This window comes from uncultured Mycobacterium sp. (assembly GCF_964249325.1).
Lineage (GTDB): Bacteria > Actinomycetota > Actinomycetes > Mycobacteriales > Mycobacteriaceae > Mycobacterium.
The window spans coordinates 1-18,255 of the sequence record NZ_CAXUCH010000081.1 but is presented as its reverse complement, the minus strand read 5'-3'; the positions used below and the strand labels follow the sequence as shown (position 1 = coordinate 18,255).

17 protein-coding genes, 1 tRNA gene and 2 pseudogenes are annotated in these 18,255 nt (G+C 65.8%); 10 read left to right on the top strand and 10 right to left on the bottom strand.

The annotated features are described in order from the left end of the window. Window positions 1–630, bottom strand: a 630-nt coding sequence (locus ACFE99_RS12360; protein WP_375485630.1) for a cobalamin biosynthesis protein, incomplete at its 3' end; no start/stop codon positions are given. A gap of 109 nt (window positions 631–739) precedes the next feature. Here ACFE99_RS12360 and ACFE99_RS12355 point away from each other — a divergent pair. Next, a pseudogene (locus ACFE99_RS12355) lies at window positions 740–1,557 on the top strand (oxygenase MpaB family protein). Window positions 1,558–1,561: 4 nt separating this feature from the next. Here ACFE99_RS12355 and ACFE99_RS12350 read toward each other — a convergent pair. Beyond that, a complete protein-coding gene (locus ACFE99_RS12350; protein WP_375485628.1) occupies window positions 1,562–1,714 on the bottom strand; it encodes a hypothetical protein in 153 nt (50 codons plus the stop codon). A 93-nt stretch (window positions 1,715–1,807) separates the two neighbouring features. On the opposite strand from ACFE99_RS12350, the pseudogene ACFE99_RS12345 reads away from it, so the two are divergent. Next, window positions 1,808–1,903 (top strand): annotated as a pseudogene (locus tag ACFE99_RS12345) (VOC family protein); the annotation flags it as partial. Between the two features lie 23 nt (window positions 1,904–1,926). On the opposite strand, the gene ACFE99_RS12340 reads toward ACFE99_RS12345, so the two are convergent. Further along, the gene (locus ACFE99_RS12340; protein WP_375485626.1) at window positions 1,927–3,057 is read right to left on the bottom strand and encodes an epoxide hydrolase family protein; all 1,131 of its coding nucleotides are present in this window, start codon (window positions 3,055–3,057) and stop codon (window positions 1,927–1,929) included. A 64-nt stretch (window positions 3,058–3,121) separates the two neighbouring features. Between ACFE99_RS12340 and ACFE99_RS12335 the strand changes: the two genes are divergently transcribed. Next, a complete protein-coding gene (locus tag ACFE99_RS12335) occupies window positions 3,122–3,805 on the top strand; it encodes a cutinase family protein (RefSeq protein WP_375485624.1) in 684 nt (227 codons plus the stop codon). Between the two features lie 12 nt (window positions 3,806–3,817). Here the strand turns inward: ACFE99_RS12335 and ACFE99_RS12330 are convergent. From ACFE99_RS12330 to ACFE99_RS12315, 4 genes are all read right to left on the bottom strand, one after another. After that, window positions 3,818–3,889 (bottom strand) — tRNA-Val (locus ACFE99_RS12330). Between the two features lie 128 nt (window positions 3,890–4,017). Next, complete coding sequence (locus ACFE99_RS12325) at window positions 4,018–4,479, bottom strand: peroxiredoxin (protein WP_375485622.1); 462 nt, start codon at window positions 4,477–4,479, stop codon at window positions 4,018–4,020. Continuing rightward, on the bottom strand, window positions 4,479–4,901 hold the full coding sequence (locus tag ACFE99_RS12320) for a DUF3052 domain-containing protein (protein ID WP_375485620.1): 423 nt from the start codon (window positions 4,899–4,901) through the stop codon (window positions 4,479–4,481). The genes ACFE99_RS12325 and ACFE99_RS12320 overlap by 1 nt, the downstream gene beginning before the upstream one ends. 82 nt (window positions 4,902–4,983) lie before the next feature. Next, the gene (locus tag ACFE99_RS12315; protein WP_375485618.1) at window positions 4,984–5,601 is read right to left on the bottom strand and encodes a hypothetical protein; all 618 of its coding nucleotides are present in this window, start codon (window positions 5,599–5,601) and stop codon (window positions 4,984–4,986) included. A 160-nt stretch (window positions 5,602–5,761) separates the two neighbouring features. Here ACFE99_RS12315 and aceE point away from each other — a divergent pair, with 160 nt between their 5' ends. The 7 genes from aceE to ACFE99_RS12280 all read left to right on the top strand — a co-directional run bounded on the left by aceE (window position 5,762) and on the right by ACFE99_RS12280 (window position 15,598). Beyond that, the gene (gene aceE, locus ACFE99_RS12310; protein ID WP_375485616.1) at window positions 5,762–8,563 is read left to right on the top strand and encodes a pyruvate dehydrogenase (acetyl-transferring), homodimeric type; all 2,802 of its coding nucleotides are present in this window, start codon (window positions 5,762–5,764) and stop codon (window positions 8,561–8,563) included. Window positions 8,564–8,697: 134 nt separating this feature from the next. Then, window positions 8,698–9,999 carry a PucR family transcriptional regulator gene (locus tag ACFE99_RS12305; protein WP_375485614.1) on the top strand — a complete coding sequence of 434 codons (1,302 nt, stop codon included), beginning with the start codon at window positions 8,698–8,700 and terminating at the stop codon, window positions 9,997–9,999. 128 nt (window positions 10,000–10,127) lie between these two features. Then, on the top strand, window positions 10,128–11,036 hold the full coding sequence (locus ACFE99_RS12300; protein ID WP_375485612.1) for an ACP S-malonyltransferase: 909 nt from the start codon (window positions 10,128–10,130) through the stop codon (window positions 11,034–11,036). 166 nt (window positions 11,037–11,202) lie between these two features. Beyond that, on the top strand, window positions 11,203–11,556 hold the full coding sequence (gene acpM / locus ACFE99_RS12295) for a meromycolate extension acyl carrier protein AcpM (protein ID WP_083090013.1): 354 nt from the start codon (window positions 11,203–11,205) through the stop codon (window positions 11,554–11,556). Continuing rightward, complete coding sequence (kasA, locus tag ACFE99_RS12290; protein ID WP_375485609.1) at window positions 11,553–12,803, top strand: 3-oxoacyl-ACP synthase KasA; 1,251 nt, start codon at window positions 11,553–11,555, stop codon at window positions 12,801–12,803. Before acpM ends, kasA begins: the two co-directional genes overlap by 4 nt. An 83-nt stretch (window positions 12,804–12,886) precedes the next feature. Then, the gene (gene kasB, locus ACFE99_RS12285; protein ID WP_375485607.1) at window positions 12,887–14,146 is read left to right on the top strand and encodes a 3-oxoacyl-ACP synthase KasB; all 1,260 of its coding nucleotides are present in this window, start codon (window positions 12,887–12,889) and stop codon (window positions 14,144–14,146) included. A gap of 33 nt (window positions 14,147–14,179) precedes the next feature. Further along, entirely contained in the window at window positions 14,180–15,598 is a 1,419-nt protein-coding gene (locus ACFE99_RS12280) for an acyl-CoA carboxylase subunit beta (RefSeq protein WP_375485605.1), read from the top strand. Window positions 15,599–15,631: 33 nt separating this feature from the next. Here the strand turns inward: ACFE99_RS12280 and ACFE99_RS12275 are convergent, their stop codons facing one another. From ACFE99_RS12275 to ACFE99_RS12265, 3 genes are all read right to left on the bottom strand, one after another. After that, window positions 15,632–16,741 (bottom strand): amidohydrolase family protein, encoded by a 1,110-nt coding sequence (locus ACFE99_RS12275; RefSeq protein ID WP_375485603.1) that lies wholly within the window; start codon window positions 16,739–16,741, stop codon window positions 15,632–15,634. After that, a complete protein-coding gene (locus tag ACFE99_RS12270; protein ID WP_375485601.1) occupies window positions 16,738–17,517 on the bottom strand; it encodes a class I SAM-dependent methyltransferase in 780 nt (259 codons plus the stop codon). The genes ACFE99_RS12275 and ACFE99_RS12270 overlap by 4 nt, the downstream gene beginning before the upstream one ends. Continuing rightward, window positions 17,510–18,255 (bottom strand): TetR/AcrR family transcriptional regulator (locus ACFE99_RS12265; RefSeq protein WP_375485599.1); only part of this gene is annotated, 746 nt, incomplete at its 5' end. The genes ACFE99_RS12270 and ACFE99_RS12265, both read right to left, overlap by 8 nt.

Here is an 18,255-nt window from a genome sequence, read left to right as displayed (position 1 = left end):
CACCCGGGCGGCGACATAGTTGGCAGCATCGTCTAATCGCGCTGCGGCCCAACCGAACCGGGCATACCTCCGTGAGCGGTGCCCGATCATCGAGTCCAGGGTGTTGATGCCGCGATACGCCAGCACCGCGGGTGCGCCACCCACCGCCGCCCACAGCAGCGGTGCCACGTGCGCGTCGGAGGTGTTCTCCGCCACCGACTCCAGCGCCGCCCGGGCCAGCCCCGACCTGTCGAGGTGGGCGGGGTCACGTCCGCACAGCGAGGGCAGCAAGCGGCGCGCGGCTTCGATGTCGTCGCGCTCCAGCAACTCCGACATCACGTGGGCGGTGCGGACCAGCGACGTTCCGCCCAGGCAGACCCAGGTGGCGCCGGCGGTGGCCGCAATCGACCACAGCCGTCCGCGCCGGTGGGCATCTTGCTGCACTACTGCACCGAGGGTGCCCAACGCGCCGATCAACACGCCGACATGAGCGACGCCGGCGGCCCGGCTGTCGCGGTATGTGAACCGTTCCACCACCGCGGCGGCAGCGCCGAAACCGGCGACGGGATGGCCCCGTTTCGGGTCCCCCGCCAGCAGGTCCACCAGGTAGCCGATCAGGACGCCGACCAGCAGGCGTTGGCGTGTCACCATCCGCACCTCGGCAGGGTCTCATACCGGGGGCGCTGAAGACCCGCAAGGCTGCCACCGCCTATCCAGCGGCATCTCGGCGTGGTCTACTCGGTTACATGGAGAACGGCTCATGACAAAACGGGCCGCGACCCGCGTCGCCGACCTACTGAACCCGGCCGCGACGCTGCTGCCCGCCGCGAACGTGATCATGCAGTTGTCGCTGCCGGGAGTCGGCTATGGCGTGCTGGAAAGCCCGGTCGATAGCGGAAATGTCTACAAGCATCCCTTCAAGCGGGCCCGCACTACCGGCACCTAGTTGGCGGTGGCCACCATCGGAAGCGACGCCGACCGCGAGCTGATTCGCGCAGCCGTCAACACCCCGCACCGGCATGTTCGGTCGACGCCTTCGAGTCCCGTGTCCTACAACGCCTTTGAGCCACGGCTGCAGCTCTGGGTAGCAGCGTGCCTGTACCGCTACTTTGTCGACCAGCACGAGTTCCTTCACGGCCCGCTCGACGACGCCACCGCCGACGCGATCTACCGGGACGCCAAGCGGTTAGGCACCACGTTGCAGGTGCGCGAGGACATGTGGCCGCCGGACAGGGTCGCGTTCGACGAGTATTGGAAGCGCTCGCTGGATGAGCTGCGCGTCGCCGCGGCAGTGCGCGAGCACCGCGCGGCGTGGCCTCTTTGGCTTTCCTGCCCTGGCCGTTGCGCGCGGTCGCGGGACGGTTCAACCTGTTCGCGACGACAGGCTTTGTGGCACCGGAGTTTCGGGCCATGATGGGCCTTGGCTGGGCGGACTCTCAGCAGCGGCGCTTCGAGTGGCTGTTGGCCTCGCTGCGGCTGGCTGATCGACTCATTCCGCACCGTGCCTGGATCCTGGGTTATCGGATCTATTTGTCGGACATGCGGTTTCGCGCCCGGCGCGGATGGCGAATCGTGTAACGGCCTAGCCGAATGCGACGAGCAACACCATGGCGATCATGCACAGCACCGCCATCCAAAACCACGGCTGCAGCAGAATGCGCTCTTGGGTTTCATCCCGCTTGGGCGTCTTGGGCCGACTCGAGGTCGAGCGTTCGGGGGTCAGTTGCGAAGTCATGCTAACTATCGTTACCGATTTGCCCGCGGCCGTAAATGTGTCGTTCGCCTCATCAACCCGAGTTTGCGGCGTACATCACATTTATGGCCCAGTATCTCGCACGGCGGCATGGTCGACGCGCACTACGGCTCGGGGCTGAGCTTTCGTGACCCGGACGGAATCGTCTTGGAGTTCTTCGCGCCGCTGGGTGAATCGGCAAGCGACGCAGCGCGTCACCGTACGGTCGCGAAGAACGCGCGAACGTCATCGACAAATAGTTCGGGCTGCTCGAAGGCAGCGAAGTGTCCGCCGCGCGGCATGGTCGTCCAGTGGGTGATGTGGTAGTTCGGCTCACACCAGCTCCGTGGTGCGCGCAGGATGTCCTTAGGGAACATGGCCACACCAGTGGGCAATTCGACCCGGCCCATGCCGCTCCATACCCGGAAGCTCTCCCAGTACAACCGGGCTGACGAAGCGCCGGTGGCGGTAGCCCAGTACATCATCACGTTGTCGAGCAGCTCGTCGCGGCTGAGCACGTTCTCGGGGTGCCCGTCGCAGTCCATCCACGCCCAGAATTTCTCGATGATCCACGCCATTTGCCCGACGGGCGAATCGACCAGCCCGTAACCCAGTGTCTGTGGTCGGGTGGACTGTTGCTTGGAATACCCTGTGCCCCAACGCCGGTGCTCTGCCAAGTCTGCGATGACTCGTTGCTCTTCCTCGGTTGGCTCGGTGAGGCCAGCGGGGGGAAGACCGATCGGCATGTTGAGATGGATTGCGGCGCAGTGGCCGCGGTTACGGCCGATCTGGGTAGTGACGGCCGCACCCCAGTCGCCGCCCTGCGCGCCGTAGCGCTCATATCCCAGGCGCAGCATGAGTGTCTCCCAGGCCTGCGCAATCTTTTCAACTCCCCACCCGGTGCGGGTGGGCTTGCCGGAGAAGCCGTAGCCGGGAAGCGACGGGCAGATGACGTGAAACGCGTCATCGGCTCGCCCGTCGTGGGCCGTGGGATTGGTCAACGGCTCGATTACCTTGTGGAACTCGACGATCGAGCCGGGCCAGCCGTGGGTGATGATCAGCGGCAAAGCGTCGGGGTGCGGGGAGCGTTGGTGGATGAAATGGATGTCAAGGCCGTCGATTTCGGTGACGAACTGATCGAATCGGTTGAGTGCGGCCTCGCGTGAGCGCCAGTCGTATTCTTCGGCCCAGTACGCAGCCAGGTCTCGGGTATAGCCCAACGGAATCCCCTGGCTCCAGTCGTCCACGCACGCGGCTTCTGGCCAGCGGGTGCGCGCCAAACGCGATCTCAGATCATCCAGAATATCGTCGGCAACGTCGATGCGGTAAGGCCTCACTTCGGTCATGAATTACATATTCGCCGATCCCGGTTTTGGTCCGCAGCGCGTCGCCGGATGTCAGGATTGATAGGTGAGCGGGCGCCATTTGGCTCATTGGCTTGCTGTCGCGGTGCTGACGATCCCCGCGACGGGATTCAACGCACTGATGGCGCCGGCGTCCGCTGCTTCCTGCCCGGACGTGGAGGTGACGTTCGCGCGGGCCACCACCGAACCACCGGGTGTTGGGGTGGTCGGACAGGAGTTTGTCGATTCGCTGCGCTCGCAAGTCGGGGGCAGGTCCGTCGGGGTGTACCCGGTCAACTACCCCGCCACCTATGATTTCGCCCCATCGGCCAACGCCGGTGCCAATGATGCGAGTGCTCACGTCCAGTCCACGGCCGCGAACTGTCCCAACACCAAGATCGTTCTCGGTGGATACTCCCAGGGCGCGTTGGTGATCGATCTGATCACCATCGCCCAAGCACCGGTTGCCGGATTTGTCCCCGATTCGCTACCCCAGGAGGTGGCTGATCATGTCGCCGCGGTCGCCGTCTTCGGAAATCCGTCGGACAGATATCTGGGGGCGCCGATAAGCGTGATCAGTCCGTGGTATGGCGCTAAGGCGATTGACTTGTGTGCGGACGGAGATCCGGTTTGCTCGCCGGGACCTCCGACGCCGCCTTCACAAGATGAGATGCTTTCCCCAGCCCATCTGTCCTATGCCCATTCCGGACTGCCCGGGCAGGCTGCGGCTTTCGCGGCGAGTCGCCTGTAGCCGACGGGTCGGTGGGCGCGGACGGGATCGAACCGCCGACCGCTGGTGTGTAAAACCAGTGCTCTACCACTGAGCTACGCGCCCCGCCCCGCGCACGCTACACGGCCAGGTTGCGGCCATTCAAACGAGCAAATACCTGTCACGAGCGGGCGACTTTGCACGCACCACGCGGCGTGTCGGCGAATAGAGACGCCCACTCGCACAAGCACCGGTCAAACCTTCAGCGCCGCCAACGCGTCGGTCCACAACCGCTGATCACGGGCTTCGCCGGGCTGCTTCATCTCCGCGAACCGGATCACCCCCGAGCGATCGACGACGAAAGTGCCGCGGTTGGAAAATCCGGCGTCCTCGTTGAACACCCCGTAGGCCTGGCTGACCGCGCCATGCGGCCAGAAGTCCGATAGCACCGGAAACAGGAAACCGTTCTCGACCGCCCACACCTTGTGGGTCGGTGGCGGACCCACCGAAATGGTCAACGTGGCAGTGTCGTCGTTCTCAAACTCGGGCAGGTGATCGCGCAGCTGGTCGAGCTCGCCCTGGCAGATCCCGGTGAACGCCAGCGGGAAGAACACCAGCAGCACGTTTTTGGCGCCGCGGTAGGTACTGAGGGTGACCGGCTGCTGATTTTGGTCGCGCAGCGTGAAATCCGGCGCGATCGACCCGACGGCCAGCATCAGCGTCGCCCGGCGCGCGATTTCGGCTGCACCAGCCGGCTGGCGCTCCAGTCACCGAGGTTGACCGACGAGGTCGGCATCAGGCCCGCCGTGGGCGCCGACTCCGCGATCTCGGCGGGCAGCACGTGCCCGGGCCGGCCGGTCTTGGGCGTGAGCACCCAGATCACCCCGTCGTCGGCGAGCGGCGTGATCGCGTCCATCAGGGTGTCCACCAGATCCCCGTCACCGTCACGCCACCACAACAACACCACGTCGATGACCTCGTCGGTGTCTTCGTCGAGTAGCTCCCCACCGCACGCGTCCTCCACGTCGGCGCGGATGTTGTCGTCGGTGTCCTCGTCCCATCCCCACTCTTGGACGACCTGCCCTCGCTGGATGCCCAGTTTGCGGGCGTAGTTCGGGGCGTCATCCGCCGCGACCACTGTGGGACCTCCTTCAACTCCTCAGCGCGCCGTGCGATGCGCACTATCGTCGCACAGCAGGGCGCCGACCTATACCGGTGACTCAAAAGGAGGCCAGGCACAGTTTCAACGCCTTCGTCTTGGTGTCGTTGAGCTGATCGACTCGCCGGTTGAACTCCTGTGTCGGCGCGTGTGAGGCAATAGCGTTGGCCACCGAACGGGCCGCGTCGATATAGCCGTTGAGTCCGTCGCGCAGCTGCTGCGACAGTGCGCCGCTCAGACTGCCGGCCACGGTGTCGGCGGTGTTGTTGAGCGCGTCGATCGCCGGGCCTTCGGTCGGACCGGTGTCGGCACCCTGATTAAACGCCCCGACAAACGCATTCACCTTGTCGATGGCGTCCTTGCTGGTGGCGGCAAACGACTCGCACGCGGCGCGCACCGCCTTGGTGGTCAGCGACTGCTGGCGCTGAGACTCCCGGACCCGGGACGTCGCCGACGACGCCGACACCGACGCTGACACCGACGCCCGGTAGGCCGGGGCGACGGCCGTGTCGGCGGCCGGGGCGCCTTCGGTGATGCTGGTGCATCCAACAATGCCCATCACCAGCGCGGCGACGCCGCCGAGCGCCAGGGCGCCGATCCGCACGGGACGCGCAACCGGGCCGCCCGCTGCCGGGTCTGCGGATCCACGCGGCATGAGGGCAGACCATCCGATCAGCACAGTTCGAGACGTTACCGGTTCGCCGGGCGATCGAGCCAAGGCACCGGATTCCGCCCGCCCCGCCAAGATTGGCCCGGGTGCGGCACGATAGAGGACGAGGACAGCATTCCCGCGGCGGAACCCGTGAGAAGCTAATCAACCGCCAAACAAGGAGCGGAAGTTGACTACCGAGTTCGTGCGCCATGATCTGGCCAAAAACTCAAGCAGCACAAACGAACACGATCGTGTGCGGGTGATCCGCGAAGGTGTGGCGTCCTACCTGCCCGACATCGACCCCGAAGAAACGTCGGAGTGGCTCGAGTCTTTCGACGAGCTGCTGGCCCGCTCAGGGCCGTCGCGGGCACGCTATTTGCTCTTGCGGATGCTGGAACGCGCCGGCGAGCAACGGGTGGCGATCCCGGCGCTGACATCGACCGACTACGTCAACACCATCCCCACCGAACTCGAACCGTGGTTCCCCGGCGACGAGGACGTCGAGCGCCGCTACCGCGCCTGGATCCGGTGGAACGCGGCGATCATGGTGCACCGCGCCCAGCGCCCCGGCGTCTCGGTAGGCGGCCACATTTCGACCTACGCCTCGTCGGCGGCGCTCTACGAGGTCGGCTTCAACCACTTCTTCCGCGGCAAGTCGCACCCGGGCGGCGGCGACCAGGTTTTCATCCAGGGTCACGCCTCCCCCGGCATCTACGCGCGCGCCTTCTTAGAAGGACGACTGTCCGCAGATCAGCTCGACGGCTTCCGCCAGGAGCACAGCCATCCCGGTGGTGGCCTGCCGTCATACCCGCATCCGCGGCTGATGCCCGACTTCTGGGAATTCCCCACCGTGTCGATGGGCATTGGGCCGATGAACGCCATCTACCAGGCCCGGTTCAACCACTACCTGCACGACCGGGGCATCAAAGACACCTCCGACCAGCATGTGTGGTGCTTCTTGGGCGACGGCGAGATGGACGAACCCGAAAGCCGCGGGCTCGCGCACGTCGCCGCACTGGAAGCCTTGGACAACCTGACCTTCGTGATCAACTGCAACCTGCAGCGCCTCGACGGGCCGGTGCGCGGCAACGGCAAGATCATCCAGGAGCTGGAGTCGTTCTTCCGGGGTGCGGGCTGGAACGTCATCAAGGTGATCTGGGGCCGCGAGTGGGACGCGTTGCTGCACGCCGACCGCGACGGCGCGCTGGTCAATCTGATGAACGTCACCCCCGACGGTGACTACCAGACCTACAAGGCCAACGACGGCGGTTATGTCCGCGAGCACTTCTTCGGCCGCGATCCGCGCACCAAGGAGCTGGTGAAAAACCTTTCGGATCAAGAGATTTGGAATCTCAAGCGCGGCGGTCACGACTACCGCAAGGTGTATGCGGCTTACCGCGCCGCCGTGGAGCACAAGGGCCAGCCGACCGTCATCTTGGCCAAGACCATCAAGGGCTACGCGCTGGGCAAGCATTTCGAGGGCCGCAACGCCACGCACCAGATGAAAAAGCTGACGCTGGAAGACCTTAAAGAGTTTCGCGACACCCAGCGCATCCCGGTGTCGGATGCCCAGCTGGAAGAGGACCCCTACCTGCCGCCGTACTACCACCCGGGCCCGGAAGCTCCGGAGATCCGCTACATGCTCGACCGGCGCCGCGCGCTCGGCGGCTTCGTGCCCGAGCGTCGCACCAAGTCCAAGGCGCTGACCCTGCCGGGCCGCGACACCTACACGTCGCTGAAGAAGGGGTCGGGCAGCCAGGAGGTCGCCACCACCATGGCGACGGTGCGCACCTTCCGGGAAGTATTGCGCGACAGCGGAAAAGATGGAGTTGGTCACCGCATAGTCCCGATCATTCCCGACGAGGCGCGCACGTTCGGGATGGACTCGTGGTTCCCGAACCTCAAGATCTACAACCGCAACGGCCAGCTGTACACCTCGGTCGACGCCGATCTGATGCTGGCGTACAAGGAAAGCCAAGCCGGCCAGATCCTGCACGAGGGCATCAACGAAGCCGGGGCCGTGGCCAGCTTCACCGCGGCGGGCACGTCGTATTCGACGCACAACGAGCCGATGATCCCGGTCTACATCTTCTATTCGATGTTCGGCTTCCAGCGCACCGGCGACGGCCTGTGGGCCGCGGGCGACCAGATGGCGCGCGGATTCCTGTTGGGCGCCACCGCCGGACGCACCACGCTCACCGGCGAAGGTCTGCAGCATGCCGACGGCCACTCGCTCTTGCTAGCTAGCACCAACCCCGCGGTGGTCTCCTACGACCCGGCATTCGCTTACGAGATCGCCTACATCATCGAAAGCGGCCTGGCCCGCATGTACGGCGAGAACCCGGAAAACGTCTTCTTCTACATCACCGTCTACAACGAGCCCTACGCGCAGCCGCCCGAGCCGGAGAATTTCGACCCCGAGGGCCTGCTGCGCGGCATCTACCGGTACCGGCGGGCCAGCGAGCAGCGCACCAACACCGCCCAGATCCTGACCTCCGGGGTGGCTATGCCGTCGGCGCTGAAAGCCGCCGACATGTTGGCCGCCGAGTGGGACGTCGCGGCCGACGTGTGGTCGGTGACCAGTTGGAGCGAGCTGAACCGCGAAGGGGTGGCCATCGAGACCGAAAAGTTGCGCCACCCGGAGCGGCCGACGCGGGTGCCGTATGTGACCCAGGCGCTGGCCGAATCCAGCGGGCCGATAATCGCGGTGTCGGACTGGATGCGAGCGGTTCCCGAGCAGATTCGGCCCTGGGTACCGCGGCGGTACGTCACGCTGGGCACCGACGGGTTCGGGTTCTCCGACACCCGGCCCGCGGCCCGGCGCTACTTCAACACCGACGCCGAATCGCAGGTCGTGGCGGTGCTGGAGGCGCTGGCCCGCGACGGTGAGATCGACCCTTCGGTGGCCGTCGCGGCGGCACGGCAATACGAGATCGCCGACGTGCGGGCCGCACCGGCACAAACATCTGACCCGGGACCCAACGCCTAGGGCGTCGCTCACCGCTCGAACGTGACGTCATCGTCACACTGGCCGGCGAACGTGACCACAGCGTCACGCTCGCGCGGAATTGGAGGATCGCCGCCTTGCCGGGAACATCCACAAATGCGGCGTAAGTTTTAGGGGTGCCCGACAAACAGTTCGCCGCTCTGCCGCGTTCGACACTCGAACTACTGGACACCGTCCCGGAATCGCTGCTGCGCCGGCTCAAGCAATACTCGGGTCGGCTGGCCACCGAAGCCGTCTCGGCTATGCAGGAGCGGTTGCCGTTTTTCGCCGCGCTGGAAGCCTCCCAGCGCGCCAGCGTGGCGCTGGTGGTGCAGACCGCCGTGGTGAACTTCGTCGAGTGGATGCAAGATCCGCGCAGCAATGTCAGCTACACCGCCCAGGCCTTCGAACTGGTGCCGCAGGATCTGACCCGCCGGATTGCGCTGCGCCACTCGGTCGACATGGTGCGCGTCACCATGGAGTACTTCGAAGAAGTCGTGCCGCTGCTGGCCCACTCCGAAGAGCAGCTGACCGCGCTTATGGTGGGCATCTTGAAGTACAGCCGCGACCTGGCCTTCACCGCCGCCACCGCCTACGCAGACGCGGCTGAAGCTCGCGGCTCCTGGGACAGCCGAATGGAGGCCAGCGTCGTCGACGCGGTGGTGCGCGGTGACACCGGACCCGAGCTGCTGTCCCGGGCGGCCGCATTGAACTGGGACACCACCGCCCCGGCCACGGTGGTGGTCGGCACTCCCGCACCCGGCGGGGAGGGTGTCGACAGCCGCAGGGCCAGTCAAGATGTCCGGGACGTAGCCGCCCGGCACGGCCGCGCCGCGCTGACCGACGTGCACGGCACCTGGTTGGTGGCGATCGTGTCCGGTCAGCTATCACCGACCGAGAAGTTCTTGGGCCACCTGCTGGACGCGTTCGCCGACGGGCCGGTGGTGATCGGCCCAACGGCGCCCTCGCTGACAGCGGCCTACCACAGCGCCAGCGAGGCGATCTCCGGCATGAACGCCGTCGCCGGCTGGAGCGGGGCGCCGCGGCCCGTACTGGCGCGAGAGCTACTGCCAGAGCGCGCCCTGATGGGCGACGCGTCAGCGGTCGCGGCGTTGCACACCGACGTGATGCGGCCACTCGCCGACGCCGGGCCGACGCTCACCGAGACCCTCGACGCGTATCTGGACTGCGGCGGCGCGATCGAGGCTTGCGCCCGAAAGTTGTTCGTTCATCCAAACACGGTGCGCTACCGGCTCAAGCGCATCGCCGAGTTCACCGGCCGCGATCCGACAGATCCACGCGATGCGTACGTCCTGCGGGTGGCCTCCACGGTTGGCCACCTGGCCTACCAGATGCATCACTCCAGCATCGGAAACCCGGCCGCAACCCCGCACGCGGCGACCAAGGTCACATCGTTGGGCGCCCGCCGCGCACAGTGAGAGATCGCGGCAAGATATCAAACGAATCGCATCCGAGGGTGTTTTGTGGGAGCTCCACAAAAACCTAAGACAAGGTTCATAATCTGTTACACCCCGCAAAACCGTCTTCACAGTGTTCTCTTAGACACGTGATTGCGTTGCTCGCGCCCGGACAGGGCTCGCAGACACCCGGAATGCTGGCGCCGTGGCTGGAACTGCCCGGCGCCGCGGACCAGATCGCGGCGTGGTCGGCGGCCAGCGGTCTGGACCTAGCCCGCCTGGGCACTACCGCGTCGGCCGAGGAGATCACCGACACCGCGGTCACTCAGCCGCTGGTCGTTGCCGCGACGCTGCTCGCCCACCAAGAACTCGCGAGGCGCGGTTTGTTCAACGACGCCGACCTGATTGTGGCCGGCCACTCGGTTGGCGAGATCGCGGCATACGCGATCGCCGGTGTCATCTGCGCTGACGACGCTGTTTCGCTGGCCGCCACCCGCGGCGTCGAGATGGCCAAGGCGTGCGCGCTCGAGCCGACGGGGATGTCCGCGGTCCTCGGCGGTGACGAGGCCGAGGTGCTGCGCCGGCTTGACGAGCTCGAGCTGGTGCCGGCTAACCGCAATGGCGCTGGCCAGATCGTCGCGGCCGGCCCCCTGACCGCCCTGGACAAGCTGGCGGAAGACCCGCCGGCCAAGGCGCGGGTACGTCCGCTGGGCGTGGCCGGGGCCTTTCACACCAAGTTCATGGCGTCGGCCCTGGAGGGCTACGCCGCAGCCGCGGCCAACGTCGCGACCGCCGAGCCCGCCGCCACGCTGCTGTCCAACTACGACGGGCAGCCGGTATGGTCGGATGAGTCGGCGATCGAGAAACTGGTCGCTCAGCTGACTCGCCCGGTGCGTTGGGATCTGTGCATCGAGACCCTGCGTCAGCGCAATGTCACCGCGATCGTGGAGTTTCCGCCTGCGGGCACTCTGGCCGGGATCGCCAAGCGGGAACTTCGGGGCGTTCCGACGCACCCAGTCAAATCCCCGGCAGACCTCGACGGGTTGGCGCAGTTATAACGCTTACCAAGCTTTGGCGAGGCGAAGGCCTTGCCGCCATCCGAGGCAACAACCGAATATCACGACTTCGCTACCCATTAGAGATACGCCACGCACCCCGTACCGCACGTAACGCACATACCGCACGTTTTACCAGTAACACAACACATTACGAAGGGAAGCCACTGTGCCCGTCACTCAGGAAGAAATCATCGCCGGCCTCGCTGAGATCATCGAAGAGGTCACCGGTATCGAGCCATCCGAGGTCACCCCGGAGAAGTCGTTCGTCGACGACCTGGACATCGACTCGCTGTCGATGGTCGAGATCGCCGTGCAGACCGAGGACAAGTACGGCGTGAAGATCCCCGACGAGGACCTCGCCGGGCTGCGCACCGTCGGTGATGTCGTCGAGTACATCCAGAAGCTCGAGGAAGAGAACCCCGAGGCGGCCGAGGCGATCCGCGCCAAGATCGAGGCGGAGAACCCCGACAAGGTCGAAGCCGTTCGGGCCCGGATTGCGGAAGCGCAAGCGGAGAAGTGACCAAGCCTTCCACTGCTAACGGCGGTTTCCCCAGCGTTGTGGTGACCGCCGTTACGGCGACGACGTCCATCGCGGCGGACATCGAGAGCACATGGAAGGGTTTATTAGCTGGCGAGAGCGGCATCCACGTCCTCGAAGACGAGTTCGTCTACAAGTGGGACCTGCCGGTCAAGATCGGTGGTCACCTCAAGGATCCGGTCGACGCGCATATGGGCCGGCTGGACCTGCGGCGCATGTCGTATGTCCAGCGGATGGCCAAGCTGCTGGCCGGTCAACTGTGGGAAAGCACCGGCAGCCCCGAGGTCGACCCCGACCGGTTCTCGGTCGTTATTGGCACCGGACTGGGCGGCGCGGAGCGGATCGTCGAGAGCTATGACCTGATGAACGAGGGCGGGCCCCGCAAGGTGTCTCCGCTCGCGGTTCAGATGATCATGCCCAATGGCTCCGCGGCGACCGTCGGTTTGCAGCTGGGAGCCCGGGCCGGGGTAATGACCCCGGTGTCGGCGTGCTCGTCAGGTTCTGAAGCCATCGCCCACGCGTGGCGGCAGATCATCCTGGGTGATGCGGACATCGCGGTTTGCGGCGGCGTCGAGGGCGGCATCGAGGCGCTGCCCATCGCAGCGTTTTCCATGATGCGGGCCATGTCGACCCGCAACGACAACCCGGAGGGCGCGTCACGCCCGTTCGACAAGGACCGGGACGGGTTCGTGTTCGGCGAAGCCGGCGCACTCATGGTGATCGAGACCGAAGAGCACGCGAAAGCCCGTGGCGCAACTATTTTGGCCCGGCTGATGGGTGCCGGTATCACCTCCGATGCCTTCCACATGGTGGCGCCTGCTCCCGACGGGATCCGGGCCGGCAAGGCGATGATCCGCGCGCTCGAGCTGGCGGGCTTGTCCCCCAAGGACATTGACCACATCAACGCCCACGCGACGGCTACCCCGATCGGTGACACGGCCGAAGCCAACGCCATTCGGGTCGCCGGCTGCGAACATGCAGCGGTGTATGCCCCGAAGGGGGCGCTGGGTCACTCGATCGGCGCGGTGGGTGCGCTGGAGTCGGTGCTCACGGTGCTCACCCTGCGAGACGGTGTCATCCCGCCGACGCTGAACTACGAAACACCCGATCCGGAAATCAATCTCGACGTCGTCGCGGGCGAACCCCGCTACGGCAATTACCAGTACGCGATCAACAACTCGTTTGGATTCGGCGGGCACAACGTCGCACTTACCTTCGGGCGTTACTGAAAGTTGCGACGTCCGGCGCCGATGCGGGCCGCGCACGGCCCGAGGAGAAGCCGGACAGTATGAAAGGAACTCATCCGACACTCATGACAGAGCTGGTTACGGGGAAAGCGTTCCCCAATGTGGTTGTCACCGGCGTTGCCATGACAACTGCCCTGGCACCTGACGCGGAAACTACGTGGAAGATGCTGCTAGACGGCCAAAGTGGTATCCGCTTACTCGACGACCCGTTCGTGGAGGAGTTCGACCTGCCGGTGCGCATCGGCGGGCACCTCGTCGAGGAGTTCGACAGCCAGCTGTCGCGGATCGAGAACCGCCGGATGGGCTACCTGCAGAAGATGGCCACCGTGCTGGGCCGGCGGGTGTGGGACAACGCTGGCTCCCCCGAGGTGGACACCAACCGGTTGGCGGTGTCCGTCGGCACCGGGATGGGGTCGACCGAGGAACTGGTCTTCGGCTACGACGACATGCGCGTGCGCGGCATGAAAGCGGTGTCGCCGCTGGCCGTACAGATGTACATGCCCAACGGCGCGGCCGCCGCGGTCGGTCTGGAACGCAAGGCCAAGGCCGGGGTGATGACGCCGGTGTCGGCGTGCGCGTCCGGTTCGGAAGGCATCGCGCGGGCGTGGCAACAGATCGTGCTCGGTGAAGCCGACATCGCGGTCTGCGGCGGCGTGGAGACCAAGATCGAGGCAGTGCCGATCGCCGGCTTCGCGCAGATGCGCATCGTGATGTCGACCAACAACGACGACCCGCCGGGCGCTTGCCGACCGTTCGACAAGGACCGCGACGGGTTCGTGTTCGGCGAAGCCGGCGCGCTAATGGTCATCGAAACCGAAGAACACGCCAAAGCACGCGGCGCCAACATCCTGGCCCGCCTGATGGGCGCCAGCATCACCTCCGACGGTTTTCACATGGTGGCGCCGGACCCGAACGGGGAACGCGCCGGATATGCGATGACCCGAGCGATCCAACTTGCCGACCTGACTCCGGAGGACATCGACCACGTCAACGCCCACGCCACCGGGACCTCGGTCGGCGACCTCGCCGAGGGTAAGGCCATCAACAACGCTCTTGGCCCCCACGGCGGAAACGCGGCGGTGTACGCGCCCAAGTCGGCACTTGGTCACTCGGTCGGTGCTGTCGGCGCGGTCGAGTCGATCCTGACCGTGTTCGCGTTGCGGGACCAGATCATCCCGCCGACACTGAACCTGGTCAATCTCGACCCGGAGATCGACTTGGACGTGGTCGCGGGCAAGCCGCGGCCGGGCAACTACAAGTACGCGATCAACAACTCGTTTGGATTCGGCGGGCACAACGTCGCACTCGCCTTCGGTCGCTACTGAGCCGAGCACCAATCGACGAGGAGGAGACCTGCGATGACGATCATGGCCCCCGACGCGGTTGGCGAATCGCTTGATCCGCGCGATCCGCTGCTGCGGCTGTCGACCTTCTTCGACGACGACAGCGTGGAGCTGCTGCACGAGCGGGACCGCTCTGGGGTGCTGGCCGCAGCGGGCACCGTAAACGGCGTGCGCACCATCGCGTTCTGCACCGACGGCACGGTGATGGGCGGGGCCATGGGAGTCGAGGGCTGTGCGCACATCGTCAACGCCTATGACACCGCCATCGAGGAGCAGAGCCCGATCGTGGGCATCTGGCACTCAGGTGGTGCCCGGCTTGCCGAAGGGGTGCGTGCCCTGCACGCGGTCGGGTTGGTGTTCGAGGCCATGATCCGCGCGTCGGGTTACATCCCGCAGATCTCGGTGGTCGTCGGTTTCGCCGCAGGCGGTGCTGCATACGGGCCGGCGCTGACCGACGTTATCGTGATGGCCCCGGAAAGCCGGATCTTCGTCACCGGGCCCGACGTGGTGCGCAGTGTCACCGGCGAGGACGTAGACATGGCGTCGCTGGGTGGGCCGGAAACCCACCACAAGAAGTCCGGGGTGTGCCACATCGTCGCCCACGACGAGCTCGACGCCTACGCGCGTGGCCGCCGCCTGGTCGGGTTGTTCTGCCAGCAAGGGCATTTCGACCGCAGTAAGGCGGAGGCCGGTGACACTGATCTGCACGCGTTGCTGCCGGAATCGTCCCGGCGTGCCTATGACGTGCACCCGATGGTGCACGGGCTGCTCGACGACGGCACGTTCGAGGAGTTCCAGGCCAAGTGGGCGCCGTCGATGGTGATCGGTCTAGGCCGGCTGTCTGGACGCACTGTCGGGGTGCTGGCCAACAATCCGCTGCGGTTGGGCGGCTGCCTGAACTCCGAAAGTGCCGAAAAAGCAGCGCGTTTCGTGCGGCTATGCGATGCGTTCGGGATTCCGCTGATCTGCGTGGTCGACGTGCCGGGCTATCTGCCGGGTGTGGACCAGGAGTGGGGCGGTGTGGTGCGCCGCGGCGCCAAACTGCTGCACGCGTTCGGCGAGTGCACGGTTCCGCGGGTCACCCTGGTGACCCGAAAGATTTACGGCGGGGCCTACATTGCGATGAACTCGCGCTCACTGGGCGCCACCAAGGTATTCGCCTGGCCCGACGCCGAGGTAGCGGTGATGGGCGCCAAGGCGGCCGTCGGTATCTTGCACCGCAAGAAGCTGGCCGCCGCACCGGAGCACGAACGCGAAGCGCTGCATGACCAGCTCGCCGAGGAGCACGAGCGCATCGCGGGCGGCGTCGACAGCGCAATCGACATCGGTGTGGTTGACGAAAAGATTGACCCCGCCCACACCCGCAGCAAGCTGACCGAGGCGCTGGCCGAGGCGCCGGCGCGCCGCGGTCGGCACAAGAACATCCCGCTGTAGTTGCGCGAGCGGGGCGTCGCGTGACTTCAGGCACTACTTGACAAGCGCCGAAATCAGCGCCCTGCCCAGCCTCGACGTGGCACGATTCCGCATCCTGTACCACACGTCGCCGACTCCGGTCCTCCCAGCGCCTACACCGCTTGGCTGACTATCAAGCCCAAGAAGGCTTTCCGCGGTGCGGTGAGCGAAACGCTCCTTGTCGTCGGTGAAAAGCCCGCATTGCTCGAGGAATTCCATCGCGGCGAAATTATCCTGCAGCGGGTAGTCGACGGAGAACATCAGGTTGTCCAGGCCCAGCATCGCTCGGGCACAGTCGAATACCGGCACGTCGAAAACCCCGCTGCTGGTAATGAAGACATTCGTTCGCAGGTAGTAGCCGACGTTGTTGCGCATTCCGGCGCGCGGCTCCTCGTCTCCGAGCAGCCAGCCGGCCATCGTCAGCCCGACGTTGAGCCGGGTGAAACAGTACGGCAGCAGTTCGCCCATGTGCCCCACGATGACCTTCAAATCCGGATGACGGTCGAAGACGCCCGCGCAGATCAGCCTCAGCACATGCGTTCCGGTTTCGACCGGCCAACCCCAGGTGGGTATCAGGGCCGCATCGAAGGGCGCGTAATAGACGTCCGACACCGCCGGCGGCGGGTCGGTGGGATGGATATAGATGGGGACGCCCAACGATTCGGCTGCGCCGAGAAGCACATCGAACGACGGGTCGTCCAGGTAGCGCCCGTTGGTGTGTCCGTTGATCAGCGCGCCCTTGAAGCCGAGATCGCGAACAGTCCGCTCCAGCTCCTGCGCCGCATGCGGCGGTGACTGAGTCGGCAGCATGGCAAAACCCGCGAGCCTTGACGGGTGCGCGGCGATCGCATCGGCCAGCCAGTCGTTGACTTCCCGGCTTACGGCAACCGCCAATTCGGCGTCCGTATCCGCGAGGATCTGCACACCGGGCTGCACGTGAGAGAGCACCTGCACGTCGATTCCCGCCGCGTCCATGAGACGAATGCGCCCGGCTCCCACGTCACTGAGCCGCGCCTTCACCGATTGGTATCGCCGCTGCACCGCCTCGGGATACAAGTCCCAAACCCGTGGATGAAGAAACGCCTCTTCGAGCGCCACCACTCGCGAGACGGGTTTTGTGGTCACCGCTGAGCCCCTGGCTTGGTTGCCGTGACGGCGTGGGTGCGGATGAGCGGCAGGCCCCACCAAGCACGCCACCCGAGATTTTGCCGCCTGACGTCTTCCATGCCACGTTGCCGAAGCCGGTTGGCGTATAGCCGGGTAAAGCCGATATCGGCGATCACCAGATGACCGCCCGGCCGCAGCACCCGCACGGCTTCGTCAATCGCGGCTAGCCGCGCCTTATTGCCCGGCAAATTGTGGATCGCCAGGCTGCTCACGATCAGATCGAATGACGCGTCGGGGAATTGCAGGTCCGTCATGTCGCGGGTGTGCAGTTCGATACGGTCGGCCACGCCTTCGGCCTCGGCATTGGCCCGTGTGGCCTGCATGCAGTTGCCGGTCTGGTCGGCCCGCCAAATGTCCACTCCCACAGCGCTTCCCCGCGGCACCAACTTCGCTGCCGCCAACAACACCGCGCCACGGCCGCACCCGAGGTCGAGCACACGTTCGTCGCCGCGCAGGTGCAGATCGGTCAGCAGGCGCGCCCACACCTCGAACTTGCCGCGGCGGCTGAACCGCACGATGCCGGCCCCGGCGGCGACGAGCACGGCGGAGACCACCGCCGCCATCACTCCTGCGACGACGCGCCCGTCCACCAGCCACACAACTGCCAAAACCGCTGCGGTGAAACACAACAGCGCATAGCAGATGAACACCACCGGTGCGGGAATCAGCCGGTAGTCGCCGTCAATACCGTATCGCCCCCGCGGGCGCGAAAGATCAGCAGCCACCTCAGTCATCGTGATCGCCTCCGTATGCCGTGGTCCGGTAGTCGCGGGCAAGCCGGTCGAATATCGGGATAGCTTTAGCCGCAGCACGTTTCATCCGCTGCCTATCCGGTGCGTCGGCCGGCTCGAAAGCGCGGCGCACGGTGTCGGCGAGCTGGTCGGCTTTCTGGTCAAGGCTCAACCGGATGCTCGGCGGCAGAAACGGCTCGGCGGCGAAGAAGCCGAACACGATGTTCGGCAAGGTGTAGTCGAGATCGCTGGGCCGCAGATCCCCACGCAGCATGCCCTCGGCGGCGAGCACACCCAGATAATCCCGGTTGACGCCGAGCTTGGTTTCCTCGAGTCGCCGATGGTTCGCCGAAGCCAGGAACGTGTCGAGGGTGTCGGCATCGCGGGTATAGAGCGCCCGAAGCACAGGACGGCGCATCGCTTCGACGAACAGCCGCCGCAGGTAGCGGTGCAGCGCCACTTCGGCCGGGTCGTTGCGCAGTGCGCCCACGACCGCGTCCGTCATTCCCGCCGCCTCGCGAGCGCTGACCGCGTGGAAAAGCTCCTCACGGGAGCGCCAGTGCAGGTAGACGGTGCCCTTGCCGACCCCGGCGCGCCGAGCCAGCTCATCGATGGTCACCCGCCGATAACCCCAGCGCAGCAGCAGGTCACGGGCGGTATCAAGAATCCGGTCGGCCCGCTGCACGCGATCGACCCGAGCACGCTGCACCATGCCGACCTCCGGTCCGAGACTGTAGTGAC

What these genes read in the sequence shown, in the direction of transcription:
- ACFE99_RS12350 (WP_375485628.1), bottom strand. Translation starts at nt 1,714, where the DNA reads ATGACTTCGCAACTGACCCCCGAACGCTCGACCTCGAGTCGGCCCAAG.
- ACFE99_RS12340 (WP_375485626.1), bottom strand. Translation starts at nt 3,057, where the DNA reads ATGACCGAAGTGAGGCCTTACCGCATCGACGTTGCCGACGATATTCTG.
- ACFE99_RS12325 (WP_375485622.1), bottom strand. Translation starts at nt 4,479, where the DNA reads ATGCTGGCCGTCGGGTCGATCGCGCCGGATTTCACGCTGCGCGACCAA.
- kasB (WP_375485607.1), top strand. Translation starts at nt 12,887, where the DNA reads ATGACAGAGCTGGTTACGGGGAAAGCGTTCCCCAATGTGGTTGTCACC.
- ACFE99_RS12280 (WP_375485605.1), top strand. Translation starts at nt 14,180, where the DNA reads ATGACGATCATGGCCCCCGACGCGGTTGGCGAATCGCTTGATCCGCGC.
- ACFE99_RS12270 (WP_375485601.1), bottom strand. Translation starts at nt 17,517, where the DNA reads ATGACTGAGGTGGCTGCTGATCTTTCGCGCCCGCGGGGGCGATACGGT.